Consider the following 20,141-nt stretch of genomic DNA (forward strand, 5'->3'; position numbering starts at 1 on the left):
CCCGCAGGATCGCCGCACCGCCGCACCGCCGCACCGCCGCGCAGCGGCCGCAGCGCCGTCGACCGGCCGTGACCGCGGACGAAACTCGGCCACGCGCAGTTCGACTTCACCGGTCCGCCCCCGGCGCTCCCGGGCGCCCGTGAGCAACGTCATCCGGCGAATCCGGCAGTTGTTGGAGATGTCGTCGACAGGGCGTCCCCTCGCCGCCCCCGACCCTGATAATCCTCAAGCACCGGGGCCCCTAAGGGCCCGTAATACCTCAGGCTGACCCGAAGACAGCCCTGCGGAGTGACGACCGCCACGTGCACGGCCCCTACCGTCGAAGGGTGACTGTGATCGCGACCGAAAGCCTGAGCAAGCGGTTCCCCAGGGTGACCGCGCTTGACCGGCTCTCCGTGGACGTCGGGCCCGGTGTGACCGGACTCGTCGGAGCCAACGGAGCCGGCAAGTCCACACTGATCAAGATCCTGCTGGGTCTGTCCCCCGCCACCGAGGGCCGCGCCGAAGTGCTCGGTCTCGACGTCGCCACCAAGGGCGCCGCCATCCGCGAGCGGGTCGGCTACATGCCCGAGCACGACTGCCTGCCGCCGGACGTCTCGGCCACCGAGTTCGTCGTCCACATGGCGCGCATGTCCGGTCTGCCGCCCACCGCCGCCCGTGAGCGTACCGCCGACACCCTGCGCCACGTCGGCCTGTACGAGGAGCGCTACCGCCCCATCGGCGGCTACTCCACCGGCATGAAGCAGCGCGTGAAACTCGCGCAGGCCCTCGTCCACGACCCGCAGCTGGTCTTCCTCGACGAGCCGACCAACGGACTCGACCCCGTCGGCCGCGACGAGATGCTCGGCCTGATCCGCCGCATCCACACCGACTTCGGCATCTCGGTCCTGGTCACCTCCCACCTGCTGGGCGAACTCGAGCGCACCTGCGACCACGTCGTCGTCATCGACGGCGGCAAGCTCCTGCGCTCCAGCTCCACCACCGACTTCACCCAGACCACCACCACCCTCGCCATCGAGGTCACCGACACCGACGAGCACCCGGACGGCACCCGCGCGGTGCGCGACGCGCTGCACGCACGCGGGGTGAGCGCCGAGGACGGCAGCGGACTGCCCGGCGCCGGCCACATCCTGCTGCTCACCGCACAGGGCGAGGAGACCTACGACCTGATCCGGGACGTGATCGCCGACCTCGGACTCGGCCTGGTGCGCATGGAGCAGCGCCGGCACCACATCTCCGAGGTCTTCACGGCAGGCGACGAGCACGAGCAGCGGAAGGAGACGGTCGGCCATGGCGGTTGAGCACTCCACAGGGACACCCACCCCGGCCCAGGGCGACCAGACCCGCATCCACAACATCGGCTACCGCGGCTACGACGGCCCCCGCCTGGGCCGCGCCTACGCCCGCCGGTCCCTGTACTCGCAGTCCCTGCGCGGCTCCTACGGACTCGGCCGCTCGGTCAAGTCCAAGGTGCTGCCGATGCTGCTGTTCGTGGTGATGTGCGTGCCCGCGGCCATCATGGTCGCCGTCGCGGTCGCCACCAAGGCCAACGCCCTGCCCCTGGACTACACGCGCTACGCGATCGTCATGCAGGCGGTCATCAGCCTGTACGTCGCCTCGCAGGCACCCCAGTCCGTCTCGCGCGACCTGCGCTTCAAGACCGTACCGCTGTACTTCTCGCGGCCCATCGAGACCGCCGACTACGTCCGGGCCAAGTTCGCGGCCCTGGCCTCGGCGCTGTTCATCCTCACCGCCGCCCCCCTGCTCGTGCTCTACGTGGGCGCGCTGCTGGCCAAGCTCGACTTCACCGACCAGACCAAGGGATTCGCACAGGGACTCGTCTCCGTGGCACTGCTCTCACTGCTGTTCGCCGGCATCGGCCTGGTCATCGCGTCCTTCACCCCGCGCCGCGGCTTCGGCATCGCGGCCGTGATCGCCGTGCTGACCATCACCTACGGCGCCGTCTCCACCCTCCAGGCCATCGCCGACGCGCAGGGCAGCAGCGACGCCGTGCCGTGGATCGGGCTGTTCTCGCCGATCACCATCGTGGACGGTGTGCAGTCCGCGTTCCTGGGCGCGACCTCCGCCTTCCCCGGCGGGGTGGGCCCGAGCAGCGCCGAGGGCGTCGTCTTCGTCCTCCTCGCACTGGGCCTGATCGCCGCCAGCTACGGCCTCCTGATGCGCCGCTACAAGAAGGTGGGACTGTGACCACGCTCTCCATCGACCACGTCTCCCGCTGGTTCGGCAACGTGGTCGCCGTCAACGACATCACCATGACCATCGGCCCCGGCGTCACCGGCCTGCTCGGTCCCAACGGCGCCGGAAAGTCCACCCTCATCAACATGATGGGCGGCTTCCTGGCCCCCTCCACCGGCACGATCACCCTCGACGGCCGGCCGGTGTGGCGCAACGAGCAGATCTACAAGCACATCGGCGTCGTCCCCGAGCGTGAGGCGATGTACGACTTCCTCACCGGCAAGGAGTTCGTCCTCGCCAACGCCGAGCTGCACGGCCTCGGCGCCAAGGCGGCCCAGAAGGCGCTCGCCACGGTCGAGATGGAGTACGCGCAGGACCGCAAGATCCAGACGTACTCCAAGGGCATGCGCCAGCGCGTGAAGATGGCGAGCGCCCTCGTCCACGACCCCTCGCTGCTGCTGCTCGACGAGCCCTTCAACGGCATGGACCCGCGCCAGCGCATGCAGCTGATGGACCTGCTGCGGCGCATGGGCGACGAGGGCCGCACGGTGCTGTTCTCGTCCCACATCCTCGAAGAGGTCGAGCAACTCGCCTGGCACATCGAGGTCGTCGTCGCGGGACGGCACGCCGCCAGCGGCGACTTCCGCAAGATCCGCCGCCTGATGACCGACCGGCCGCACCGCTACCTGGTGCGCTCCAGCGACGACCGCGCCCTCGCGGCCGCACTGATCGCCGACCCGTCGACATCCGGCATCGAAGTCGACCTCGCCGAGGGCGCGCTGCGCGTCCAGGCCGTCGACTTCGGCCGCTTCACGGCCCTGCTGCCGCGCGTGGCCAGGGACCACGGCATCCGCCTGCTCACGGTCTCGCCGTCCGACGAGTCCCTCGAGTCCGTCTTCTCGTACCTGGTCGCGGCGTAGGAGGCCCTGATGTACGACCCCACAGTCGCCCGGCTCACCTACCGGGCCCTGCTCGGCCGCCGCCGGGCCCTCATCCTCGGAGCCCTGCCGCTCCTGCTCATCGTGATCGCCGTGGCGGTGCGGGGCCTCGCCGGGGCGGACGACCAGACGGCGTCGGACCTGCTGGGCGGCCTCGCCCTCGCCACCATGGTGCCGATCATCGGCGTCATCGCCGGCACCGGCGCCATCGGCCCGGAGATCGACGACGGCTCGGTGGTGTACCTGCTGTCCAAGCCGATCAAACGGCCGACGATCATCTTCACCAAACTGATCGTGGCCATCGCGGTGACCATGGTGTTCTCCGCGGTGCCCACGCTCATCGCCGGGTTCATCCTGAACGGCAACGGACAGCAGATAGCCGTCGCCTACACGGTGGCCGCGCTGGTCGCCTCCATCGCCTACGCGGCACTGTTCCTGCTGCTCGGCACGGTCTCCCGGCACGCGGTGGTGTTCGGGCTCGTCTACGCCCTGGTCTGGGAGGCCCTGTTCGGCTCCCTGGTGCCGGGTGCCCGCACCCTGAGCGTCCAGCAGTGGTCGCTGGCCGTGGCCCAGAAGGTGTCCGGCGGGGACCTGGTGACCTCCGACGTGGGGCTGACCACGGCGACGGTGCTGCTGGTCGCCGTCACCGTGCTGGCCACCTGGTACGCCGGCCAGAAGCTGCGCTCGCTGACGCTGGCCGGCGAGGAGTGACGTGCCCCGGCCTTGACGGCGGCTTCACCTCTGTCCGGGCACACTGGGCAAACCGCATGTAAGGGAATCGCACGGGAGTTGGACGGCTGGGAGGTACGGGGATGGCGGGCGAGAGGGCTCAGCACGACGGGCGGTCCGAAAGCGGGTCCGGCGACGACGCCTGGGACGACCTCGTCCTGGACGAGGACTTCATACGCTCCGCCGGCACCTCCGAGCCGTCCGCCCGCGCCCGGATGCTCGCCGCCCGCTGGCGCCGGGAGGAGCCGGAGCCGCAGCCCTGGCGCTCCGACGAGCCGCCGGCGGGCTGGTTCTTCAGCAAGGCCCGCCGACGCAGGTGGCGCAGGCGATAGCCGACCCGGTCCGGTCGCCGGTTTATTCAGTGGCGTCCCATTCGCCCACCCGGCAGAGTAGTGGTGTTCACCCCGCCGGGCACGACACGTCCGGTGCCACGTTCCGGGAGAGGAGCGGGACGATGTCCATGCACGGCAGTACGTCCAGCTCCCTTCAGGGCAGCCCGCGGCGGGTTCCGGAGTAGTCGCTACCTCTCCGTTGAGCCCGCCCCGCACGGGGAGCTGCCCGGGGCGGCCGCTTCGAGCACGCGAATCGCACATCGCGTGGGCCGCCCACCCGGAGGATTGGCCGAGTGGTAAGGCACTGGCTCGCGTCGCGTTCGATCACAAGCGAGTCATGGTCGGGCTGAAAGGCCCGCGCACGTTCGACCCGTGCATCCTCCGCCGAGTACCGCTGAGTACCACCGCGTACCACCGCACACCGAGCGGAAAACCCGACGTTCAGCCCAGCAACCGCTCCAGCACCACCGCGATCCCGTCCTCCTCGTTCGAGGACGTCACCTCGTCGGCCACCGCCTTCAGCTCCTCGTGGGCGTCGGCCATGGCGACACCGTACGAGGACCAGGCGAACATCGGGACGTCGTTGGGCATGTCGCCGAAGGCGATCGTGTCCGCCGCCTTCATCTTGAGCCGACGGGCCGCCAGGGACAGGCCCGTGGCCTTGGACAGGCCCAGGGGGAGGAGTTCGACGATGCCCTCGCCCGCCATGACGACGGTGACGAAACCGCCGGCGGTCCGGGTGGCCACCTCGCACAGCTCGTCGTCCGACAGCGTCGGGTGCTGGATGTAGAGCTTGTTCAGCGGCGCGCTCCACAGGTCCGACGCGTCCGTGAACGGGGTCGCGGGAAGCGCCCCGTGGACCGCGTAACCGGGCCCCACCAGCACCTCGCCGTCCAGGCCGTCGCGGCTCGCCGCCAGGTGCAGCGGGCCGACCTCCGCCTCGATCTTCGCCAGCGCCACCCCGGCCAGCTGCCGGTCCAGCGTCACCGACGTCAGCAGGCGGTGGCTGCCGGCGTCGTACACCTGCGCGCCCTGGCCGCAGACGGCCAGGCCCTGGTAGCCGAGCTCGTCGAGGATGTGCCGGGTCCAGGGGACCGCCCGGCCGGTGACGACGATGTGCGCGGCACCCGCCGCGGTGGCCGCGGCGAGTGCCTCACGGGTGCGGGGCGACACCGACTCGTCGGAACGCAGCAGCGTCCCGTCGAGGTCGGTCGCGATCAGCTTGTACGGGAAGCCCGAGGGAGCCGTGTCGCTCACTTGGCCACCGGCTCCAGGACCTCCCGGCCGCCCAGGTACGGGCGCAGCACCTCGGGCACGCGCACCGAGCCGTCGGCCTGCTGGTGGTTCTCAAGGATCGCCACGATCGTGCGCGGTACGGCGCACAGCGTGCCGTTGAGCGTGGCCAGCGGGCGGACCTGCTTGCCCTCACGGACACGGATCGACAGGCGGCGGGACTGGAACTCGGTGCAGTCCGAGGTCGAGGTCAGCTCGCGGTATTTGCCCTGGGTCGGGATCCAGGCCTCGCAGTCGAACTTGCGCGCGGCCGAGGAGCCGAGGTCGGCGGAGGCCACGTCGATGACCCGGAACGGCAGCTCCAGCGAGGTCAGCCACTGCTTCTCCCACTCCAGCAGCCGCTCGTGCTCGGCCTGCGAGTCCTCCGGCCTCACGTAGGAGAACATCTCGACCTTGTCGAACTGGTGCACGCGGAAGATGCCCCGGGTGTCCTTGCCGTGCGAGCCGGCCTCGCGGCGGAAGCAGGGCGAGAAGCCCGCGTAGCGCAGCGGGAGGCGGTCCGCGTCGAGGATCTCGTCCATGTGGTACGCCGCGAGCGCGACCTCGGAGGTGCCGACCAGGTAGAGGTCGTCATCGGCGAGGTGGTAGACGTCCTGGGCGGCCTGGCCGAGGAAGCCCGTGCCCGCCATGGACTGGGGGCGGACCAGGGCCGGGGTCAGCATCGGCGTGAAGCCGGCCGCCGTGGCCTGGGCCATCGCCGCGTTCACCAGGGCGAGCTCCAGCAGGGCGCCGACACCCGTGAGGAAGTAGAAGCGCGAGCCGGAGACCTTGGCGCCACGCTCGACGTCGATCGCGCCGAGGAGCTGGCCGAGTTCCAGATGGTCCTTGGGCTCGAAGCCCTCGACGCCGAAGTCGCGGATCGTGCCGTGCGTCTCCAGGGTGACGAAGTCCTCCTCGCCGCCCACGGGCACGTCCGGGTGGACGAGGTTGCCGAGCTTCTGGAGCAGCTCCTGGGTCTCGGCGGCGGCCGTGTCGCGTTCCGCGTCGGCGGCCTTGACGTCGGCGGCGAGCTGGCTCGCCTTCTTCAGCAGCTCGGCCTTCTCGTCCCCGGACGCCTTGGGGATCAGCTTGCCGAGAGCCTTCTGCTCGGCGCGCAGCTCGTCGAAGCGGACGCCGGACGACCTGCGCCGCTCGTCGGCGGAGAGGAGGGAGTCGACGAGCGCGACGTCCTCTCCACGGGCGCGCTGAGACGCGCGCACACGGTCGGGGTCCTCACGGAGCAGGCGAAGGTCAATCACGCGGTCAAGGCTACCGGTGTGGGATGACCGCCCACGACTCACTATTCGGGCCGCGCCTTACGTACCGTTATGGGGGAATTGCCCGCAGTGTCAATAACGGCAGCCCTCTCCCCCGGAATGAGGCATTCACGGGACGCGGCGTTGACTCGACTTCCTTGCGGGGAGCGGAACTTGAGGTCCAGTTGTCCACAGGGGTGCACACCCGCCGAAGAGTTATCCACAGGCTGTGTGGAAGATCTGTGGACTCTGGAATTGATCACTCCGGAAGGTCGGGCCACCCTTAAGAATTCCCAGCACAAACCCGTTCCATCCTCACTTTCGAGTGGAATTGGGTCCCCCTGAAGAGTTACGCAAGGGAAAACGGTGGACGAAGGGTGACCTGCCCGCCGATGGACGCATCAGGGCCCTACAGGGCGATTTGTCGACTGAATCATGCTGTGTTGTCGACTTGTCCCCAGGTCGAGAAGCTGACCTGTGGAAAACTTCTGTGGATAACTAAAATCAGCAGGTACGACCGCCCAGGAACCCCCGCCCCGCGCCCAGGAACCCCCGCCCCGCGCCCGGGAACCGCCTGTCCCGCGCTTAGAACCGCCCGTCCTGGCACCGCGCCACCCAGTCCGCCGCCGCCACGAACTCCTCGTCCGAGGTACCCGGCCGCGGCGGCAGGACATCCCCCGGCCGCATGTCCGCGCGCGGATAGGAGCCGAGGTAGCGCACCTGGAGGCAGATCCGCTTCAGACCCATCAGCGCCTCGGCCACCCGGCGGTCGGAGATGTGGCCCTCGGCGTCGATGCAGAAGCAGTAGTTGCCGATGCCCGCGCCGGTGGGGCGGGACTGGAGCAGCATCAGGTTGATACCGCGGGTGGCGAACTCGCCCAGCAGGTCGCGCAGGCCGCCGGGGTGGTCGTCGCGCTGCCACAGGACGATCGAGGTCTTGTCCGCGCCGGTCGGCGCCGCAGGCCGGGCGGGCCGGCCGACCAGCACGAACCGGGTCTGGGCGTTCTCCGCGTCGTGGATCCCGGTCTCCAGGGCCTCGAGGCCGTAGCGGGCAGCGGCGAACTCGCCGGCGAAGGCGGCGTCGTACTGGCCCTCCTGGACCAGGCGGGCGGCGTCCGCGTTCGAGGCGGCCGACTCCCAGTGCGCGTCGGGGAGGTGCTTCTTCAGCCAGTTGCGCACCTGTGGCTGGGCGGCCGGGTGGGCGGAGACCGTCTTGATGTCCGACAGCTGGGTGCCCGGGCGGACCAGCAGTGCGAAGGTGATCGACAGCAGCACTTCGCGGTAGATCATCAGCGGCGCGCCGGCGACCAGTTCGTCGAGGGTGGTGGTGATGCCGCCTTCGACGGAGTTCTCGATCGGCACGAACGCGGCCTCGGCCTCGCCGGCTCGTACCGCGTCGAGTGCGGACTGGACGGACACGTACGGGACGAGTTCCCGGGTGGCGGCCTCGGGGAGAGTGCGCAGGGCGACTTCGGTGAAGGTGCCCTCGGGGCCGAGATACGCATAGCTCGCTGGCATGACCTCACCCTAATGGGCCCGGGGAACCGGCATCCCCCACAAGCTCACAGGGGTGAACTTTCACCCCTCCAGCAACTTCTGGCCCACGTATTCACCCTCCGCTGCCCCGCCCGGTACCGCGAACAGTCCGCTCGATTCGTGTCGGATGAACTTCGACAGGGCGTCACCCCGGTCGAGCTTGCGCTGCACCGGAACGAAGCCGCGCAGCGGATCGGCCTGCCAGCAGATGAAGAGCAGGCCCGCGTCGGGCGTTCCGTCCGCGTCGATGCCGTCGTGGAAGGAGAACGGTCGGCGGAGCATCGCCGCGCCGCCGTTCTGGTCGGGCCGGGTGATCCGGGCGTGGGCATTGATCGGGACGAGCAGGTTGCCCTTGGCGTCCGTCTTGTCCAGGTCCATGGCGGTGGTCTCGGTTCCCCCGGACAGCGCGGCCCCGTCGGACTTCCGGCGCCCGATCACGTCCTCCTGCGCCTTGACGGAGAGCTTCTCCCAGTCGTCGAGGAGCATGCGGATCCGGCGTACGACGGCGTAGGAGCCGTTGGCCATCCAGGCCGGTTCGCCCTTCTCCGGCACGAAGATCCGCTGGTCGAAGTCGGCTTCGCTCGGTTTGGGGTTGCGGGTGCCGTCGATCTGGCCCATGAGGTTGCGGGCCGTCATGGGATGGGCGGTGGCACCGGGTGAGCGATTGAAGCCGTTCATCTGCCAGCGGACCCGGGCGGCGGATCCGGTGTCCTTCTGGATGGCGCGCAGGGCGTGGAAGGCGACGAGGGCGTCGTTGGCGCCTATCTGCACCCACAGGTCGCCGTTGCTGCGGTTCTTGTCGAGGTGGTCGGAGGAGAACTCGGGCAGCGGGTCGAGGGCGGCCGGGCGCTGTTTCTCCAGGCCTGTCCTGCTGAAGAAGCTGTGGCCGAAGCCGAAGGTGAGGGTCAGCGAGGAGGGCCCGGCGTCCCGGGCCACGTCGGTGTCGTCGTGAGGGCTCGGCTCTCCCGCCATCAGCCGCCGGGCCGTCTCCGACCAGCGGCGCAGCAGGGCGGCGGCTTCCTTGCGGCCGGTGCCCGCTGTCAGGTCGAAGGCGACGAGGTGGCCGCGGGCCTGGAGGCCGTCGGTGATACCGGGCTGATGTTTCCCGTGAAACATCGCCCGGCCGGTGCCGAGGGAGGTGAGGGGAGCGGCGGCCTCGGAGGGCGCGGTCGTGTATCCGACGGCCGCGCCCGCCGCGCCGAGGACGACGCCCGTGGCGCCGGCGGTGCCGAGCAGCCGCCGGCGTGAGATGCCCTTGTCGGCCGGGGCCGTTTCGGTCCGCGCGGGGGCGGTGCCGGGGGCGGGAGCTTCCGGAAGGGACTGGTCAGCCATGGGTGGTTCAGCCGATCTGCGCGTTCTTGGTAACGGTCACCTCGTCGATGTCGGAGGTCCGCACGGTCACGTCGACCTGCCAGTCGCCGGCCATGGGGATCTGCACTCCGTTCGCCGACCAGTGTCCGGTAGCGATGTGGTCGGGGGCGACGGGCAGGGGCCCGATGTTCTTGGCTTCCAGGGTGAACTCGACCTTCACCTCGGGGATGTCGAAGGCGCGGCCGTTGGGTCGCTCCACGTAGACGTGCATCTCGTTGTTGCCCACCCGCGCGGGGTCGAGGTCGATCGTGACGATGCCCTTGCCGTCCTCGCCGCCGGTGTCGAACGGCATGTTCAGGGTCAACGCCCCTGACGCGCCCGGGTCGGTGGAGGCGGACGCGGAGTTCGAGGTGGCCGCCCTGGCCTCCTGCTCGGTGCGCCCCGGCTCGGTCTGGGTCAGCACGGTGGTCACGGCGAGCAGAGCGACCGCGATGCCGGCCTCGGCCAGCACGGAGCGGCGCAGTCCGGAGCGGTTCGGGTCGGCGTCCCGCAGCCGCTTCTGCCGGGCGGCGTCCCGGGCGGCCCGCTGCCGGGCGAGTTGGGCGGCGCGTTCGGCGTCGGCGGGCTCGGACAGTGGAGGCATATCGGAGTCGGCGGGCTCGGACAGCGGAGGCACATCGGAGTCGGGGTCGGTGGCGGTGTCCGACTCGGTTCCGTCCGCGTCGGAGACCTGGGTGGCGATGTCCGTGCCGGTCGGGTCCCCGGAGATCTCGGCCCGGGCCGGGTCGGGGGCGGCCCCCGCACCGACTCGCGCCTTCTCCCGCTCCGCCGATGCCGGCACCGTCTCCGCGAGCCGCCCCGTCCACCGCCGTGAGATCCACGCGACGCCGACCAGTACGGTCACGAGGGCGATCTTGGCGAGGAGCAGCTGCCCGTACCGCGTGTCCGTGAAGGCCGACCAGGAGCCGAGCTGGCGCCAGGACTGGTACGTGCCGGTCGCGATGAGGGCAAGGACGCTGCCGAAGGCGACGGCGGAGAAGCGGCGTACGGCCGTTGCGTCGACGGGCGCGTCCGCGGGGGCCCGGTACAGAGCGGTCAGGAGTGCGCCCAGGCCGCCGAGCCATGCGGCGACGGCCAGCAGATGGACGATGTCGACGGGCATGGAGATGCCTGCCTGGAGCCCGACGGAGGCGTGCTCGGACATGGCCCAGCTCGCGGCGAGGCCGGCGGCCACGACGAGGCCGCCGATCGCCAGCCCGAAGGTGAGGTCCCGCTTCTCCTGGGCGTCCTCCCGTTTGTCGTAGGCGCCGAACAGCACGGCGATGAACAGGGCCGCCGCGGCGAGCAGCAGGAGCCGGGAGACCAGGGCCGCGCCGGTCTTGGTCTGGAGCACCTGTCCGAGCAGGGACAGGTCGAAGACGTCGGCGATCTTCCCGGAGCCGGTGAAGGAGCCGCGCAGGAGCAGCAGGGCGAGGGTCGAGGCGGTGAGCGCGAGCCACCCGGAGACGACGAACCGCTGCACGGGCCGGACCCCGGAGCCGCGTGGCCAGCAGGCGAGCACGAAGGCGGCGCCGCCGGCCATCACGATGAACCCGGCGTAGGACATGTACCGCCCGAAGCCGTACAGCCAGCCGACGACGCCGTCGTCGGTCGTCTGCCCGGAGACCGTCACGGATGTCTTGGAGGGGGCGCCGATGGAGAAGGTGTAGGCGCCGGTGACGGGGTGGCTGTCGGCCGACACGACCTGGTAGGCCACCGTGTACGTGCCGTCGGGCAGTCCTGAGTGGAGTCGGACGCCGTACGTCGTGCCGCCGGCGTTCGACGGTTTGCCCGTGTCGACGCGCTTGCCCTGGGGGTCGAGGACGCGCAGCGAGTCGTCGGACAGGGCGACCGGCTCGGAGAAGGTGAGCGAGATCCGGGCCGGGGCCTCCTGGACCACCGTCCCCTGTCCGGGGTCGCTGCCGGTCACCGCGGCGTGTGCGGAGGCCGGGCCGGCTCCGGTGAGGAGCGCGCAGGCCGCGGCCAGGAGCAGCAGCACCACGGTCCGGACGCGGGGGGCGATGGTCTGTGTCACAGTGGTCCCTCCCTCAGTGTCCGGTCTTGGGGGTGTAGGTCGCCGATTTCACCGGCATCCTGACCGTGACGGGGCCGGAGTGGGCGAAGCGCAGTTCGACGGAGACCGTCTGGCCTTCCTTCGGCTTGCGCTTGAGCTGCTCGAACATCAGGTGGTCGCCACCGCTCTTCAGCACCAGTTCGCCGTGCGCGGGGACCTTCAGGCTCTTGACCTCCTGCATGGCCTGGCCGACGGTCTCGTGCACGGTGACCTGCCCGGCGACGTCGCTGGTGACCGAGGTCAGCTCGTCGGCGGCACCGCCCTTGTTGGTGATGGTGAAGAAGCCGGCGGCCATCTCGTCGGAGACCGGCTGCGGCATGTACGCGGAGCTCACGGAGAGTTCCGCCTTGCCGCTGTCCGAACCGGAGCCGCTGGAAGCGGAGCCGGAGTCCGGGCCGCCGCAGCCCGCGAGGGCCAGACCCCCGGCTATGACGAGGGCCGCCGGGCCGAGCCGCCGCCTCACGGCTTCTCCCCCTTGACGATCTTGGGAAGGTCCTTGGTGTAGTCGTCGACGGTGGCGTCCTCGCCGTAGAGCACATAGCCGCCGTCGGTCTTCGGCGAGAAGGCGATGACCTGCGTGCCGTGCTCGGAGACGATCTTGCCGTTCTTGTCCTTGCGCGGCGGGTCGAAGGCGATGCCGAGGGTGCGGGCGCCGGCCTGGATGGTCGAGAAGTCTCCGGTGAGGCCGACGAACCGGGGGTCGATGCCCTTGAGCCACTTGCCGAGCTCGGCGGGGGTGTCACGGTCCGGGTCGGTGGTGACGAGTACGACGCGCAGCTTGTCCTGTTCGGCCTTGGGCAGCTGCTTCGCGGCCACGGCGATGTTGCTCATGGTGGACGGGCACACGTCGGGGCAGTGCGTGTAGCCGAAGTAGACGAGGGTCGGCTTGCCCTTGGTCTCCTTGCGGAGGTCGTACTTCTTGCCCTGGGTGTCGGTGAGGACCAGGTCCGGCTTCTCGAAGGGCTGGTCGAGGACGGTGGCGGCCTTGTCGCTGCCAGCCTCCTCGGACACCACGGCGACGGGCTTGTCGCTGTCGCCGCCGCTGCCGCAGGCGGTCAGGGTCAGGGAGGCGGCGGCGAGCAGGGCGGCCGCGGTGAAGGTCTTGGTGCGCATAGAAAAATGTCCCAGATGTCGGTGACCCGGCGCGCACCGGGGTGCCTCCGTCCCGGAGGCGGGGCCCCGGAGCGCGCCGTGCAACGGAATCAGCGTCAGGCGTCGGTGCGCCGGCGGCCGGCGAGGACGCCGTAGGCGACGCCCGCGGCGCCCACCACGATGCCGACGACGCCCAGGACGCGGGCGGTGGTGTCGGTGCCGTCGGAGGAGCCGGAGTCGGCGGCGGCGGTCTCGGCGGAGGCGTTCTCGGCCGACTTGGCGTCGGAGGTGTCGTCGCCCGAAGCGCCGTGGTGCCCGTCCTCGGAGGCGGCGGACAGCTCCAGCACGGGGGCCGGGTTGTCCGGTTCGTCCTGACCCTTCTGCGGCACCTCGATCCAGCGGACGACGTCCTTGTCGGAGTACGTCTGGAGGGCCTTGAAGACCAGCTGGTCGGTGTTTTCGGGCAGGGTGCCGATGGAGACCGGGAACTTCTGGAAGAAGCCGGTCTTGATGCCGTCACCCTCGGCGGTCCAGGTGACCTTGGTGACGGCCTCGGAGATCTTCTTGCCGTGCATCTCCAGCGGCTTGTCCAGCTTGGACTTGGTGACCTCGGTCTTCCAGCCCGGAACCGGCTCCGGCATGACGGAGGCCAGCGGGTGGTCCGTGGGGAAGGTGACCTCGAGCTTGGTGGTCGAGGCGTCGTCGCGCTCGTTGGGGACCTTGAAGTTCACGACCGCGTAGCCGCCCTTGGCGGCCGTGCCCTCGGGCTGCACGGTGACGTGCGCGAAGGCGGGGGCGGACAGGGCGAGCACGGTGAGGCCGGCGGCGGCACCGGCCGCGGCGATACGGGAAGCCTTCATGGAAGGGGCACTCCGCTGTGAGTCGGTTTTCGGTGGACGAGAAGGAAGAGGGATCCGCGCGCACGCGCGTGCCGCACGACGGCGGTCCCTCCGGCCGGTCCGTCCGAGGAGACTCGAGGAGACTCGACGGGATACGAAGAGATACGGAGTGGTGCTCGCGTCGTGTCAGGCGGCGAGGGCGAGTGCGGATACGGAGGACGCGGCGGTCGGCGGGCCGCGCCGGATCACCGTGTGCTGGATCGCGGTGGTGCCCGGCATCCCGGGCGCGGGGTGCACGGCGTGCGTCAGGCCCTCAGGTGCCTCGGGCGCGCCTGGAAGCCCGGCGCGCAGGGCGCGGACCAGCGCGAGCGCGGCCCGCAGGGAGCGCACGAGCGTCTTTTCGGCGACGCCCTGCGCCGACAGGTCGGTGAGCCGCAGCAGAGCCAGGTCACCGTTGCGGAGCAGCCAGCCGGCGGCGATCGCCGCGAGGACGTGGCCGAGCAGCATCGGCAGGGAGGGCCACAGCGAGGCCGGAGCCGCGGCGTCCGCCAGGTGGGTGTGCGCCTCCGTGGCCGGCTGGATCCGGGCGTCGCTGAGGATCTTCTGGGCCTGAGCCGGGCTGATCGCCGCCGCCGTGGTGCCGCACACCAGCCGGGCGGCCTGCTGGACCAGCGCCGTGTCACTCGCGCCCGTCGGCATCGAGGGCGTGGCGGTCGTACCGTGCTGGCCCAGTCCGAACAGCGCGTGCAGCACCGTCTGACCGGCCGCGAGCAGCGTCGCGATCCCCGGCAGTGAGCGCACGCGCCCGGCGAGCGGTGCCGCGACCGCGACCACTCCGAGGAACCCGGCGCCCAGTGTCCACGGCGGAACGCCGTCGCAGGAGGCGACCGCGTGACCTGCCCCGGCCAGCACGACACAGACCGCGGCGAACACCGCGGCCCGGAACATCCGGATCGAGTGCCCGGGGCGTGTCGTGGGCGTGTGGGGGGCAGTCATGGCGGGCTCATCATCGCACTGGCCCCGCGGACCTCGTGCGGCAGGTCCGCAAGATGCGGTACGGCCGGAATGTCACCGTCTGGCCCCGCCCACCCCTCCCCACACCCTGGCGACCGCCGCCCCCACATACACCGATCAGAACCGGTCCGCATCCGCCGTATGGGCGGCATCACGTCAACTTCACGCTTACATGCGGGGACTCGGGGCAATACGTATCGGTATGTCGAGCCGCAGCCAGGAGGCTGGAGCATGAGCATCTGGTGGTCACTCCATCTGCGGCGCGAGGCTGCGAGCGTGCCGCTCGCCAGGCGGCTGTTGATCGGCACGATGGAGACCGCGGGAGTCGACCCCGACATCTCTTACGACCTCTCCGTGGCTCTCAGCGAGGCCTGCGCGAACGCCGTGGAGCACGGGGGCGACCGGACATGCGGCGGTCCCGGTACGGAGGCGTACCGCGTCACCGCCTACCTCGACGGCGAGAAGTGCCGCATCGAGGTCGCCGACGCGGGCCCGGGTTTTCCCGGGGCTGCCGGCCGGCCCCGCCCGCCGATCCGCCCCGCACACACCGACGCGGAGCACGGCAGAGGGCTGTGTCTCATCCAGGAGCTGGCCGACCACGTGCACATCGGCAACAAGCCGGGCCGGGGCGGGGCCGTGGTGAGCTTCGACAAGGTCCTCAAGTGGCGTGAGGGCGCCGCGCCGATGATGGCGGTCTAACTCCTTCCGGCGTCCGTTCGGCCCGGAGTCGCTGTTTCACGTGAAACGGCCGCTCCTACGCCCCGTTTGCGGCCCGGCCGGGTTACAGCGCGCCCCAGTCCAGCGTCGTACGCGCCAGTCCCGCCACTTCCGTGAGCAGCGCCAGCCGCGCCGCACGGACCGCCGGTTCGGGGTCCATCACCAGCACCTCGTCGAAGAAGGCGCTGATCGCCTCGACCAGCGGGCCCGATACGTTGATCAGCGCGTCGAGGTCGTCCTCACGGCCGTGCAGCGCCTGGCGTACGGCCTCCGCGCTCTCCGCGAGGCGCAGTTCGGCGGGCGCGGTCAGCAGGGACGGATCCGCCGCCTCGACGCCGCCCTCGGGAAGGATGCGCACCACCCGCTGGAACGCGGCAGCGAGTGCTTCGAACGCCTCGGTGCCGATGTGCCGCTCCAGCGTGGCCAGCGTGCGGTCGCCGTGGGCCGGCCGGTCGGCCCACACCAGCACGGCCTGCACCAGCCGGTGCTCGTGTCCGGCGTCCGTGAGCTGCTGCTCGTATCGCCGGGTGATCAGTTCGGCGGCCTCGGCGACCCGCTCGGCGGGCACCTCGACGCCCTGCGCGGCGTACCGTACGGCCGCCGCGCGCAGCCCGTCGCGCACCCGGACGCCAGCCACGGCGGGCACGGTGCGCAACACGTTGAGCAGGCCGATCGCGGCCCGGCGCACCCCGTACGGGTCGGAGCTCCCGGTCGGTGCGGCACCGATCAGGAACATGCCTGTCACCAGGTCGAACCGGTCGGCGAGCGAGAGCACGGCACCCGCGTCCCCGGTCGGCAGGGCGCCGCCGGCGGAGCGCGGCAGCTCCATCTCGGCGAGGGCCCGGGCGACTTCGGCGGACTCACCGGCCCGCAGGGCGTACTCCTCGGCCATCACCCCGGCAAGGCCGGAGAACTCGATCACCATCTGCGAGGCCAGGTCGAACTTCGCCAGCGCACCGGCGCGCCGCACGACCTCCGCGGCCTCCTCGGAGAGTCCGGCCCGTCGGGCCAGGTCGTCGGCGAGGACGGCGAGGCGCTCGGCGCGTTGGGCGACCGTACCGAGGCGGTCCTCGAAGGTCAGCTTGTCCAGCCGCCGCCGGAACTCGGCCGGGGGCACCTTGAGGTCCGCCTGCCAGAAGAACACGGCGTCCTCGTAACGGGCCCGCAGCACGGCCTCGTTGCCCGCTCGCACCACATCGTCGTCGCACAGGGCGTTGGCGAAGGTGACGAAGTACGGCATGAGCCGCTCGCCGTCCAGCACCGGCAGATAGCGCTGGTGCTTGCGCATGACGGTGGTGAGGACGCTCGCGGGCAGCTCCAGGTATCGCTCGTCGAACGACCCCCGGACGGCATAGGGGAACTCGAGGATGTCGGTGATCTCGTCGATCAGACCGGCCTGGTCCTCCACATCGATCCGCCCGCCCACCTCGGCCGCCGCCTCCAGGGCTCCGCGCACCACCGCGCCGCGCCGGGCGTCCCGGTCGAGCAGGATGCCGTGCATGTGCAGGAAGTGCGGGTAGCCCTCGGCGGAGGTCACCCGGACTTCGGGGTAGGGGGCCTGGCGCTGCACGCGCGTCGTGTCGCTCGCGGCCAGCGAGGAGACCACCACCGGCAGGGGGGTACGGCCGAGCAGCGCCAGCAGCCACCGCACGGGACGCGCGAACGACAGACCCGGGTCGCTCCACCGCATGTTGCGGCCGGCGCGCAGCCCGGACACGACCTCGGCCAGCAGGTCGCTGAGCACCTCGACGGCCGGACGTCCCTCCTCGTGCCGGGTGACCGCCACGTACTCGGTACCGCCGGCGTCGACGACCCGCACGTCCGCCGGGTCGGCGCCCTGACTGCGGGCGAAGCCCAGCAGCGCGGGGGTGGGTGCGCCGTCCTTGTAGGCGGCGGCCACCTTGGGGCCGCGCACGGTGCGCATGGTGTCCCGCTCGCGCGGCTGCACGCCCTCCACGGTGATCACGATGCGGCGGGGTGTGGCCATGACGGTGATCGCGCCGTGCCTCAGTCGCGTCGCGGCCAGCTTGGCGGTGACGGACTCGCGGACCGCCTCGGTGGTGGCGGGGACGTCGGCGTACGGCAGTTCCTCGACACCGATCTCGAACAACAGCGTCTCGGTACCGGACACCTTCGGCAGTGCGGCCCGCTGTGCCGGGGCCGGCGTGGCCGCCACGCCCAGCGGATGCTCCAGCGCGGCCCGCCGCCGCTCCCACAGCTTGGCCGACTCGTGCGTCAGCCCGCGCATCAGCGAGAACGCCTTGGCCCGCTCGGTGGTGCTGATCGCGCCGCGCGCGTCGAGCACGTTGAAGGTGTGGCTGCACTTGAGCACGTAGGTGTACGCCGGAACCGGCAGCTCCAGGTCGAGCAGGCGACGGGCCTCGGCGGCGTACGCCTCGAACAGCCCGTGGTTGGTGTCGAGATCGGCGTCGTCGAGGTAGTAGCGGCTCATCTCGTACTCGTTCTGCCCGAACACCTCGCCGTACGTGATGCCCGGCGCGTACACGATGTCCTTGAAGTGGGACACGCCCTGAAGGTTCATCAGGATGCGTTCGAGGCCGTACGTGATCTCCACCGACACCGGGTCCAGGGCGACTCCGCCGACCTGCTGGAAGTAGGTGAACTGGGTGATCTCCATGCCGTCCAGCCAGACCTCCCAGCCCAGCCCCCAGGCGCCGAGCGCGGGGGAGGCCCAGTTGTCTTCGACGAACCGCACGTCGTGTGCGTTCAGGTCGACGCCGAGCGCCCGCAGACTGCCCAGGTACAGCTCCTGCGGGTTGCCCGGGTCGGGCTTGAGGATGACCTGGAACTGGGTGTGGGTCTGGAGCCGGTTGGGGTTCTCGCCGTAGCGCGAGTCGTCCGGCCGCACACTCGGCTCCACGTAGGCCACGCTCCACGGCTCGGGACCGAGCACCCGCAGCGCCGTGGCCGGGTTGGCCGTACCGGCTCCGACCTCGGTGTTCAACGGCTGCGTGATCATGCAGCCGTTGTCGCTCCAGTACTTCTGCAGGGTGAGGATGGCGTCCTGCATGGTCAGCGCCGTCTGCACGTTCTTCATGGTGATCGCTGCCTGTTCCCCGAGTCGGCCCGGCAAGGTGCGCCATGATCTCATACGTCAACAACCGCTGACCTGCGATAATTTGACCCTGGCCGAATGCGCCCGGTCGCTTCGCTGCCGGCTCTCAGCTCAGCCCGTGCGCCTGACGGACGGAATCCCGGCGGGGAGCCGCGCGAGCAGCCCCCCACACCCGCACCCGAGACTCAGCCCGTGACGGAAGCCATCCAGGCCTCGACCTCGTCCGAACGCCGGGGCAGCGCCGCACTCAGATTCCGGTTCCCGTCCTCCGTCACGAGGATGTCGTCCTCGATCCGCACCCCGATCCCCCGGTACTCCTCCGGCACGGTCAGGTCATCGGCCTGGAAGTACAACCCGGGCTCGACGGTCAGACACATCCCCGGCTCCAGCACACCGTCGACGTAGGTCTCGGTGCGCGCGGCAGCGCAGTCGTGCACGTCCATGCCGAGCATGTGCCCGGTCCCGTGCAGTGTCCAGCGCCGCTGGAGCCCCAGCTCCAGCACCCGCTCCACGGGCCCCTCGACCAGTCCCCACTCGACGAGCTTCTCGGCGAGCACGCGCTGCGCGGCGTCGTGGAAGTCCCGGTACTTCGCGCCCGGCTTCACCGCCGCGATCCCGGCCTCCTGGGCCTCGTACACCGCGTCGTAGATCTTCTTCTGGATCTCGCTGAACCGCCCGTTGACCGGCAGCGTGCGCGTGACGTCGGCGGTGTAGTAGGTGTGCGTCTCCACACCGGCGTCGAGCAGCAGCAGGTCACCCGACCGCACGGGGCCGTCGTTGCGCACCCAGTGCAGTGTGCAGGCGTGCGGCCCGGCCGCGGCGATCGTGCCGTAGCCGACGTCGTTGCCCTCGACGCGGGCGCGCAGGAAGAACGTGCCCTCGATGTACCGCTCGGAGGTCGCCCGGGCCTTGTCGAGGACCTTCACGACGTCCTCGAAGCCACGCACCGTCGAGTCGACCGCCTTCTGCAGCTCGCCGACTTCGAACTCGTCCTTGACCAGCCGCGCCTCGGAGAGGAAGACCCGCAGCTCCTCGTCCCGCTCGGCGGTGACCTTGTCGGTCAGCGCGGACTCGATGCCGGCGTCGTGACCGCGCACGACCCGCACCGGCCCGGTGGCCTCGCGCAGCGCGTCCGCCAGCTCGCGCACGTCGGACGCGGGGATGCCGTACAGCTTCTCCGCCTCGGTGAGGGAGTGGCGGCGGCCCACCCACAGCTCGCCCTGGCCGTCCAGCCAGAACTCGCCGTTCTCGCGGTCGGACCGCGGCAGGAGGTAGATCGTCGCCTCGTGGCCCCCGTCCTTCGGCTCCAGGACCAGGACGCCGTCCTCCGTCTGGTTGCCGGTGAGGTAGGCGTACTCGACGGAGGCGCGGAACGGGTACTCGGTGTCGTTGGAGCGGGTCTTCAGGTTGCCCGCGGGGATCACCAGCCGCTCGCCCGGGAAGCGCGCGGACAGCGCGGCCCGGCGGGCGGCCGTCTCGGCGGCCTGGGGGATGGGCTGGAGATCGCGCAGCTCGGTGTCGGCCCAGCCGCTCTTCATGTTCTCTGCCAGCTCGTCGGACACGCCGGGGTACAGTCCGTTCTTCCGCTGCTTGATGGGCTCCTCTTCGGCAGTCTCAGCGGTCTCCGAGAGCTCCTCCGCCACGGTCATCCTCCTCGATACGGCACTGGACCCCCTCCACTCTACGGCGGCGCGGAAGGGGCCCAGGGCGCTGACGAGGA

Annotated in this window: 17 protein-coding genes and 1 tRNA gene; 7 read left to right on the forward strand and 11 right to left on the reverse strand. The window is 70.8% G+C overall.

What is annotated here, in order from left to right:
- Window positions 1–332 precede the first annotated feature (332 nt).
- The 6 genes from IE97_RS0113495 (at window position 333) to IE97_RS42065 (ending at window position 4,579) form a co-directional block, all read left to right on the forward strand.
- Window positions 333–1,301, forward strand: a complete 969-nt coding sequence (locus IE97_RS0113495) for an ABC transporter ATP-binding protein (RefSeq protein ID WP_030237572.1) — start codon at window positions 333–335, stop codon at window positions 1,299–1,301.
- Complete coding sequence (locus IE97_RS0113500) at window positions 1,291–2,208, forward strand: membrane protein (protein ID WP_030237576.1); 918 nt, start codon at window positions 1,291–1,293, stop codon at window positions 2,206–2,208. The genes IE97_RS0113495 and IE97_RS0113500 overlap by 11 nt, the downstream gene beginning before the upstream one ends.
- Window positions 2,205–3,116, forward strand: coding sequence for an ABC transporter ATP-binding protein (locus IE97_RS0113505; protein WP_030237577.1), 912 nt, complete (start codon window positions 2,205–2,207; stop codon window positions 3,114–3,116). The genes IE97_RS0113500 and IE97_RS0113505 overlap by 4 nt, the downstream gene beginning before the upstream one ends.
- A gap of 9 nt (window positions 3,117–3,125) precedes the next feature.
- Complete coding sequence (locus tag IE97_RS0113510; protein ID WP_030237582.1) at window positions 3,126–3,845, forward strand: ABC transporter permease subunit; 720 nt, start codon at window positions 3,126–3,128, stop codon at window positions 3,843–3,845.
- Window positions 3,846–3,946: 101 nt separating this feature from the next.
- On the forward strand, window positions 3,947–4,195 hold the full coding sequence (locus IE97_RS0113515) for a hypothetical protein (RefSeq protein WP_030237585.1): 249 nt from the start codon (window positions 3,947–3,949) through the stop codon (window positions 4,193–4,195).
- A 279-nt stretch (window positions 4,196–4,474) separates the two neighbouring features.
- A tRNA-OTHER gene (locus IE97_RS42065) sits at window positions 4,475–4,579 on the forward strand.
- A gap of 57 nt (window positions 4,580–4,636) precedes the next feature.
- Here IE97_RS42065 and IE97_RS0113520 read toward each other — a convergent pair.
- From IE97_RS0113520 to IE97_RS0113560, 9 genes are all read right to left on the reverse strand, one after another.
- The gene (locus IE97_RS0113520; protein ID WP_030237587.1) at window positions 4,637–5,452 is read right to left on the reverse strand and encodes an HAD family hydrolase; all 816 of its coding nucleotides are present in this window, start codon (window positions 5,450–5,452) and stop codon (window positions 4,637–4,639) included.
- Window positions 5,449–6,726 carry a serine--tRNA ligase gene (gene serS / locus IE97_RS0113525; protein WP_037844291.1) on the reverse strand — a complete coding sequence of 426 codons (1,278 nt, stop codon included), beginning with the start codon at window positions 6,724–6,726 and terminating at the stop codon, window positions 5,449–5,451. The genes IE97_RS0113520 and serS overlap by 4 nt, the downstream gene beginning before the upstream one ends.
- A 582-nt stretch (window positions 6,727–7,308) precedes the next feature.
- The gene (gene pheA / locus IE97_RS0113530; protein ID WP_030237595.1) at window positions 7,309–8,241 is read right to left on the reverse strand and encodes a prephenate dehydratase; all 933 of its coding nucleotides are present in this window, start codon (window positions 8,239–8,241) and stop codon (window positions 7,309–7,311) included.
- A gap of 60 nt (window positions 8,242–8,301) precedes the next feature.
- Window positions 8,302–9,591 carry an iron uptake transporter deferrochelatase/peroxidase subunit gene (efeB, locus tag IE97_RS0113535; RefSeq protein WP_030237599.1) on the reverse strand — a complete coding sequence of 430 codons (1,290 nt, stop codon included), beginning with the start codon at window positions 9,589–9,591 and terminating at the stop codon, window positions 8,302–8,304.
- A 7-nt stretch (window positions 9,592–9,598) separates the two neighbouring features.
- A complete protein-coding gene (locus tag IE97_RS0113540) occupies window positions 9,599–11,644 on the reverse strand; it encodes a copper resistance CopC/CopD family protein (protein ID WP_030237602.1) in 2,046 nt (681 codons plus the stop codon).
- Between the two features lie 13 nt (window positions 11,645–11,657).
- Window positions 11,658–12,146 (reverse strand): copper chaperone PCu(A)C, encoded by a 489-nt coding sequence (locus tag IE97_RS0113545; RefSeq protein WP_030237608.1) that lies wholly within the window; start codon window positions 12,144–12,146, stop codon window positions 11,658–11,660.
- Window positions 12,143–12,796 (reverse strand): SCO family protein, encoded by a 654-nt coding sequence (locus IE97_RS0113550; protein WP_030237611.1) that lies wholly within the window; start codon window positions 12,794–12,796, stop codon window positions 12,143–12,145. Before IE97_RS0113550 ends, IE97_RS0113545 begins: the two co-directional genes overlap by 4 nt.
- Before the next feature lie 95 nt (window positions 12,797–12,891).
- Window positions 12,892–13,635: a YcnI family protein gene (locus IE97_RS0113555; protein ID WP_030237615.1), complete on the reverse strand. Its 744-nt coding sequence runs from the start codon at window positions 13,633–13,635 to the stop codon at window positions 12,892–12,894.
- A 165-nt stretch (window positions 13,636–13,800) separates the two neighbouring features.
- A complete protein-coding gene (locus IE97_RS0113560; protein WP_030237617.1) occupies window positions 13,801–14,610 on the reverse strand; it encodes a hypothetical protein in 810 nt (269 codons plus the stop codon).
- A gap of 249 nt (window positions 14,611–14,859) precedes the next feature.
- Between IE97_RS0113560 and IE97_RS0113565 the strand changes: the two genes are divergently transcribed.
- Complete coding sequence (locus IE97_RS0113565; RefSeq protein ID WP_030237630.1) at window positions 14,860–15,327, forward strand: ATP-binding protein; 468 nt, start codon at window positions 14,860–14,862, stop codon at window positions 15,325–15,327.
- Between the two features lie 82 nt (window positions 15,328–15,409).
- Here IE97_RS0113565 and IE97_RS0113570 read toward each other — a convergent pair whose 3' ends face one another.
- A complete protein-coding gene (locus tag IE97_RS0113570; protein ID WP_030237634.1) occupies window positions 15,410–18,403 on the reverse strand; it encodes a glycine--tRNA ligase in 2,994 nt (997 codons plus the stop codon).
- A 203-nt stretch (window positions 18,404–18,606) separates the two neighbouring features.
- Window positions 18,607–20,070 (reverse strand): aminopeptidase P family protein, encoded by a 1,464-nt coding sequence (locus IE97_RS0113575; protein WP_030237639.1) that lies wholly within the window; start codon window positions 20,068–20,070, stop codon window positions 18,607–18,609.
- Window positions 20,071–20,141: the final 71 nt, after the last annotated feature.

The organism is Streptomyces sp. NRRL S-455 (genome assembly GCF_000717875.1).
Taxonomy (GTDB): Bacteria; Actinomycetota; Actinomycetes; order Streptomycetales; family Streptomycetaceae; genus Streptomyces.

Bases quoted from the DNA above. Each gene is read 5' to 3' on its own strand.
- IE97_RS0113500 (WP_030237576.1), top strand. From the start codon at position 1,291: ATGGCGGTTGAGCACTCCACAGGGACACCCACCCCGGCCCAGGGCGAC.
- IE97_RS0113510 (WP_030237582.1), top strand. From the start codon at position 3,126: ATGTACGACCCCACAGTCGCCCGGCTCACCTACCGGGCCCTGCTCGGC.
- IE97_RS0113515 (WP_030237585.1), top strand. From the start codon at position 3,947: ATGGCGGGCGAGAGGGCTCAGCACGACGGGCGGTCCGAAAGCGGGTCC.
- pheA (WP_030237595.1), bottom strand. From the start codon at position 8,241: ATGCCAGCGAGCTATGCGTATCTCGGCCCCGAGGGCACCTTCACCGAA.
- efeB (WP_030237599.1), bottom strand. From the start codon at position 9,591: ATGGCTGACCAGTCCCTTCCGGAAGCTCCCGCCCCCGGCACCGCCCCC.
- IE97_RS0113550 (WP_030237611.1), bottom strand. From the start codon at position 12,796: ATGCGCACCAAGACCTTCACCGCGGCCGCCCTGCTCGCCGCCGCCTCC.
- IE97_RS0113555 (WP_030237615.1), bottom strand. From the start codon at position 13,635: ATGAAGGCTTCCCGTATCGCCGCGGCCGGTGCCGCCGCCGGCCTCACC.
- IE97_RS0113560 (WP_030237617.1), bottom strand. From the start codon at position 14,610: ATGACTGCCCCCCACACGCCCACGACACGCCCCGGGCACTCGATCCGG.
- IE97_RS0113565 (WP_030237630.1), top strand. From the start codon at position 14,860: ATGAGCATCTGGTGGTCACTCCATCTGCGGCGCGAGGCTGCGAGCGTG.
- IE97_RS0113570 (WP_030237634.1), bottom strand. From the start codon at position 18,403: ATGAAGAACGTGCAGACGGCGCTGACCATGCAGGACGCCATCCTCACC.
- IE97_RS0113575 (WP_030237639.1), bottom strand. From the start codon at position 20,070: ATGACCGTGGCGGAGGAGCTCTCGGAGACCGCTGAGACTGCCGAAGAG.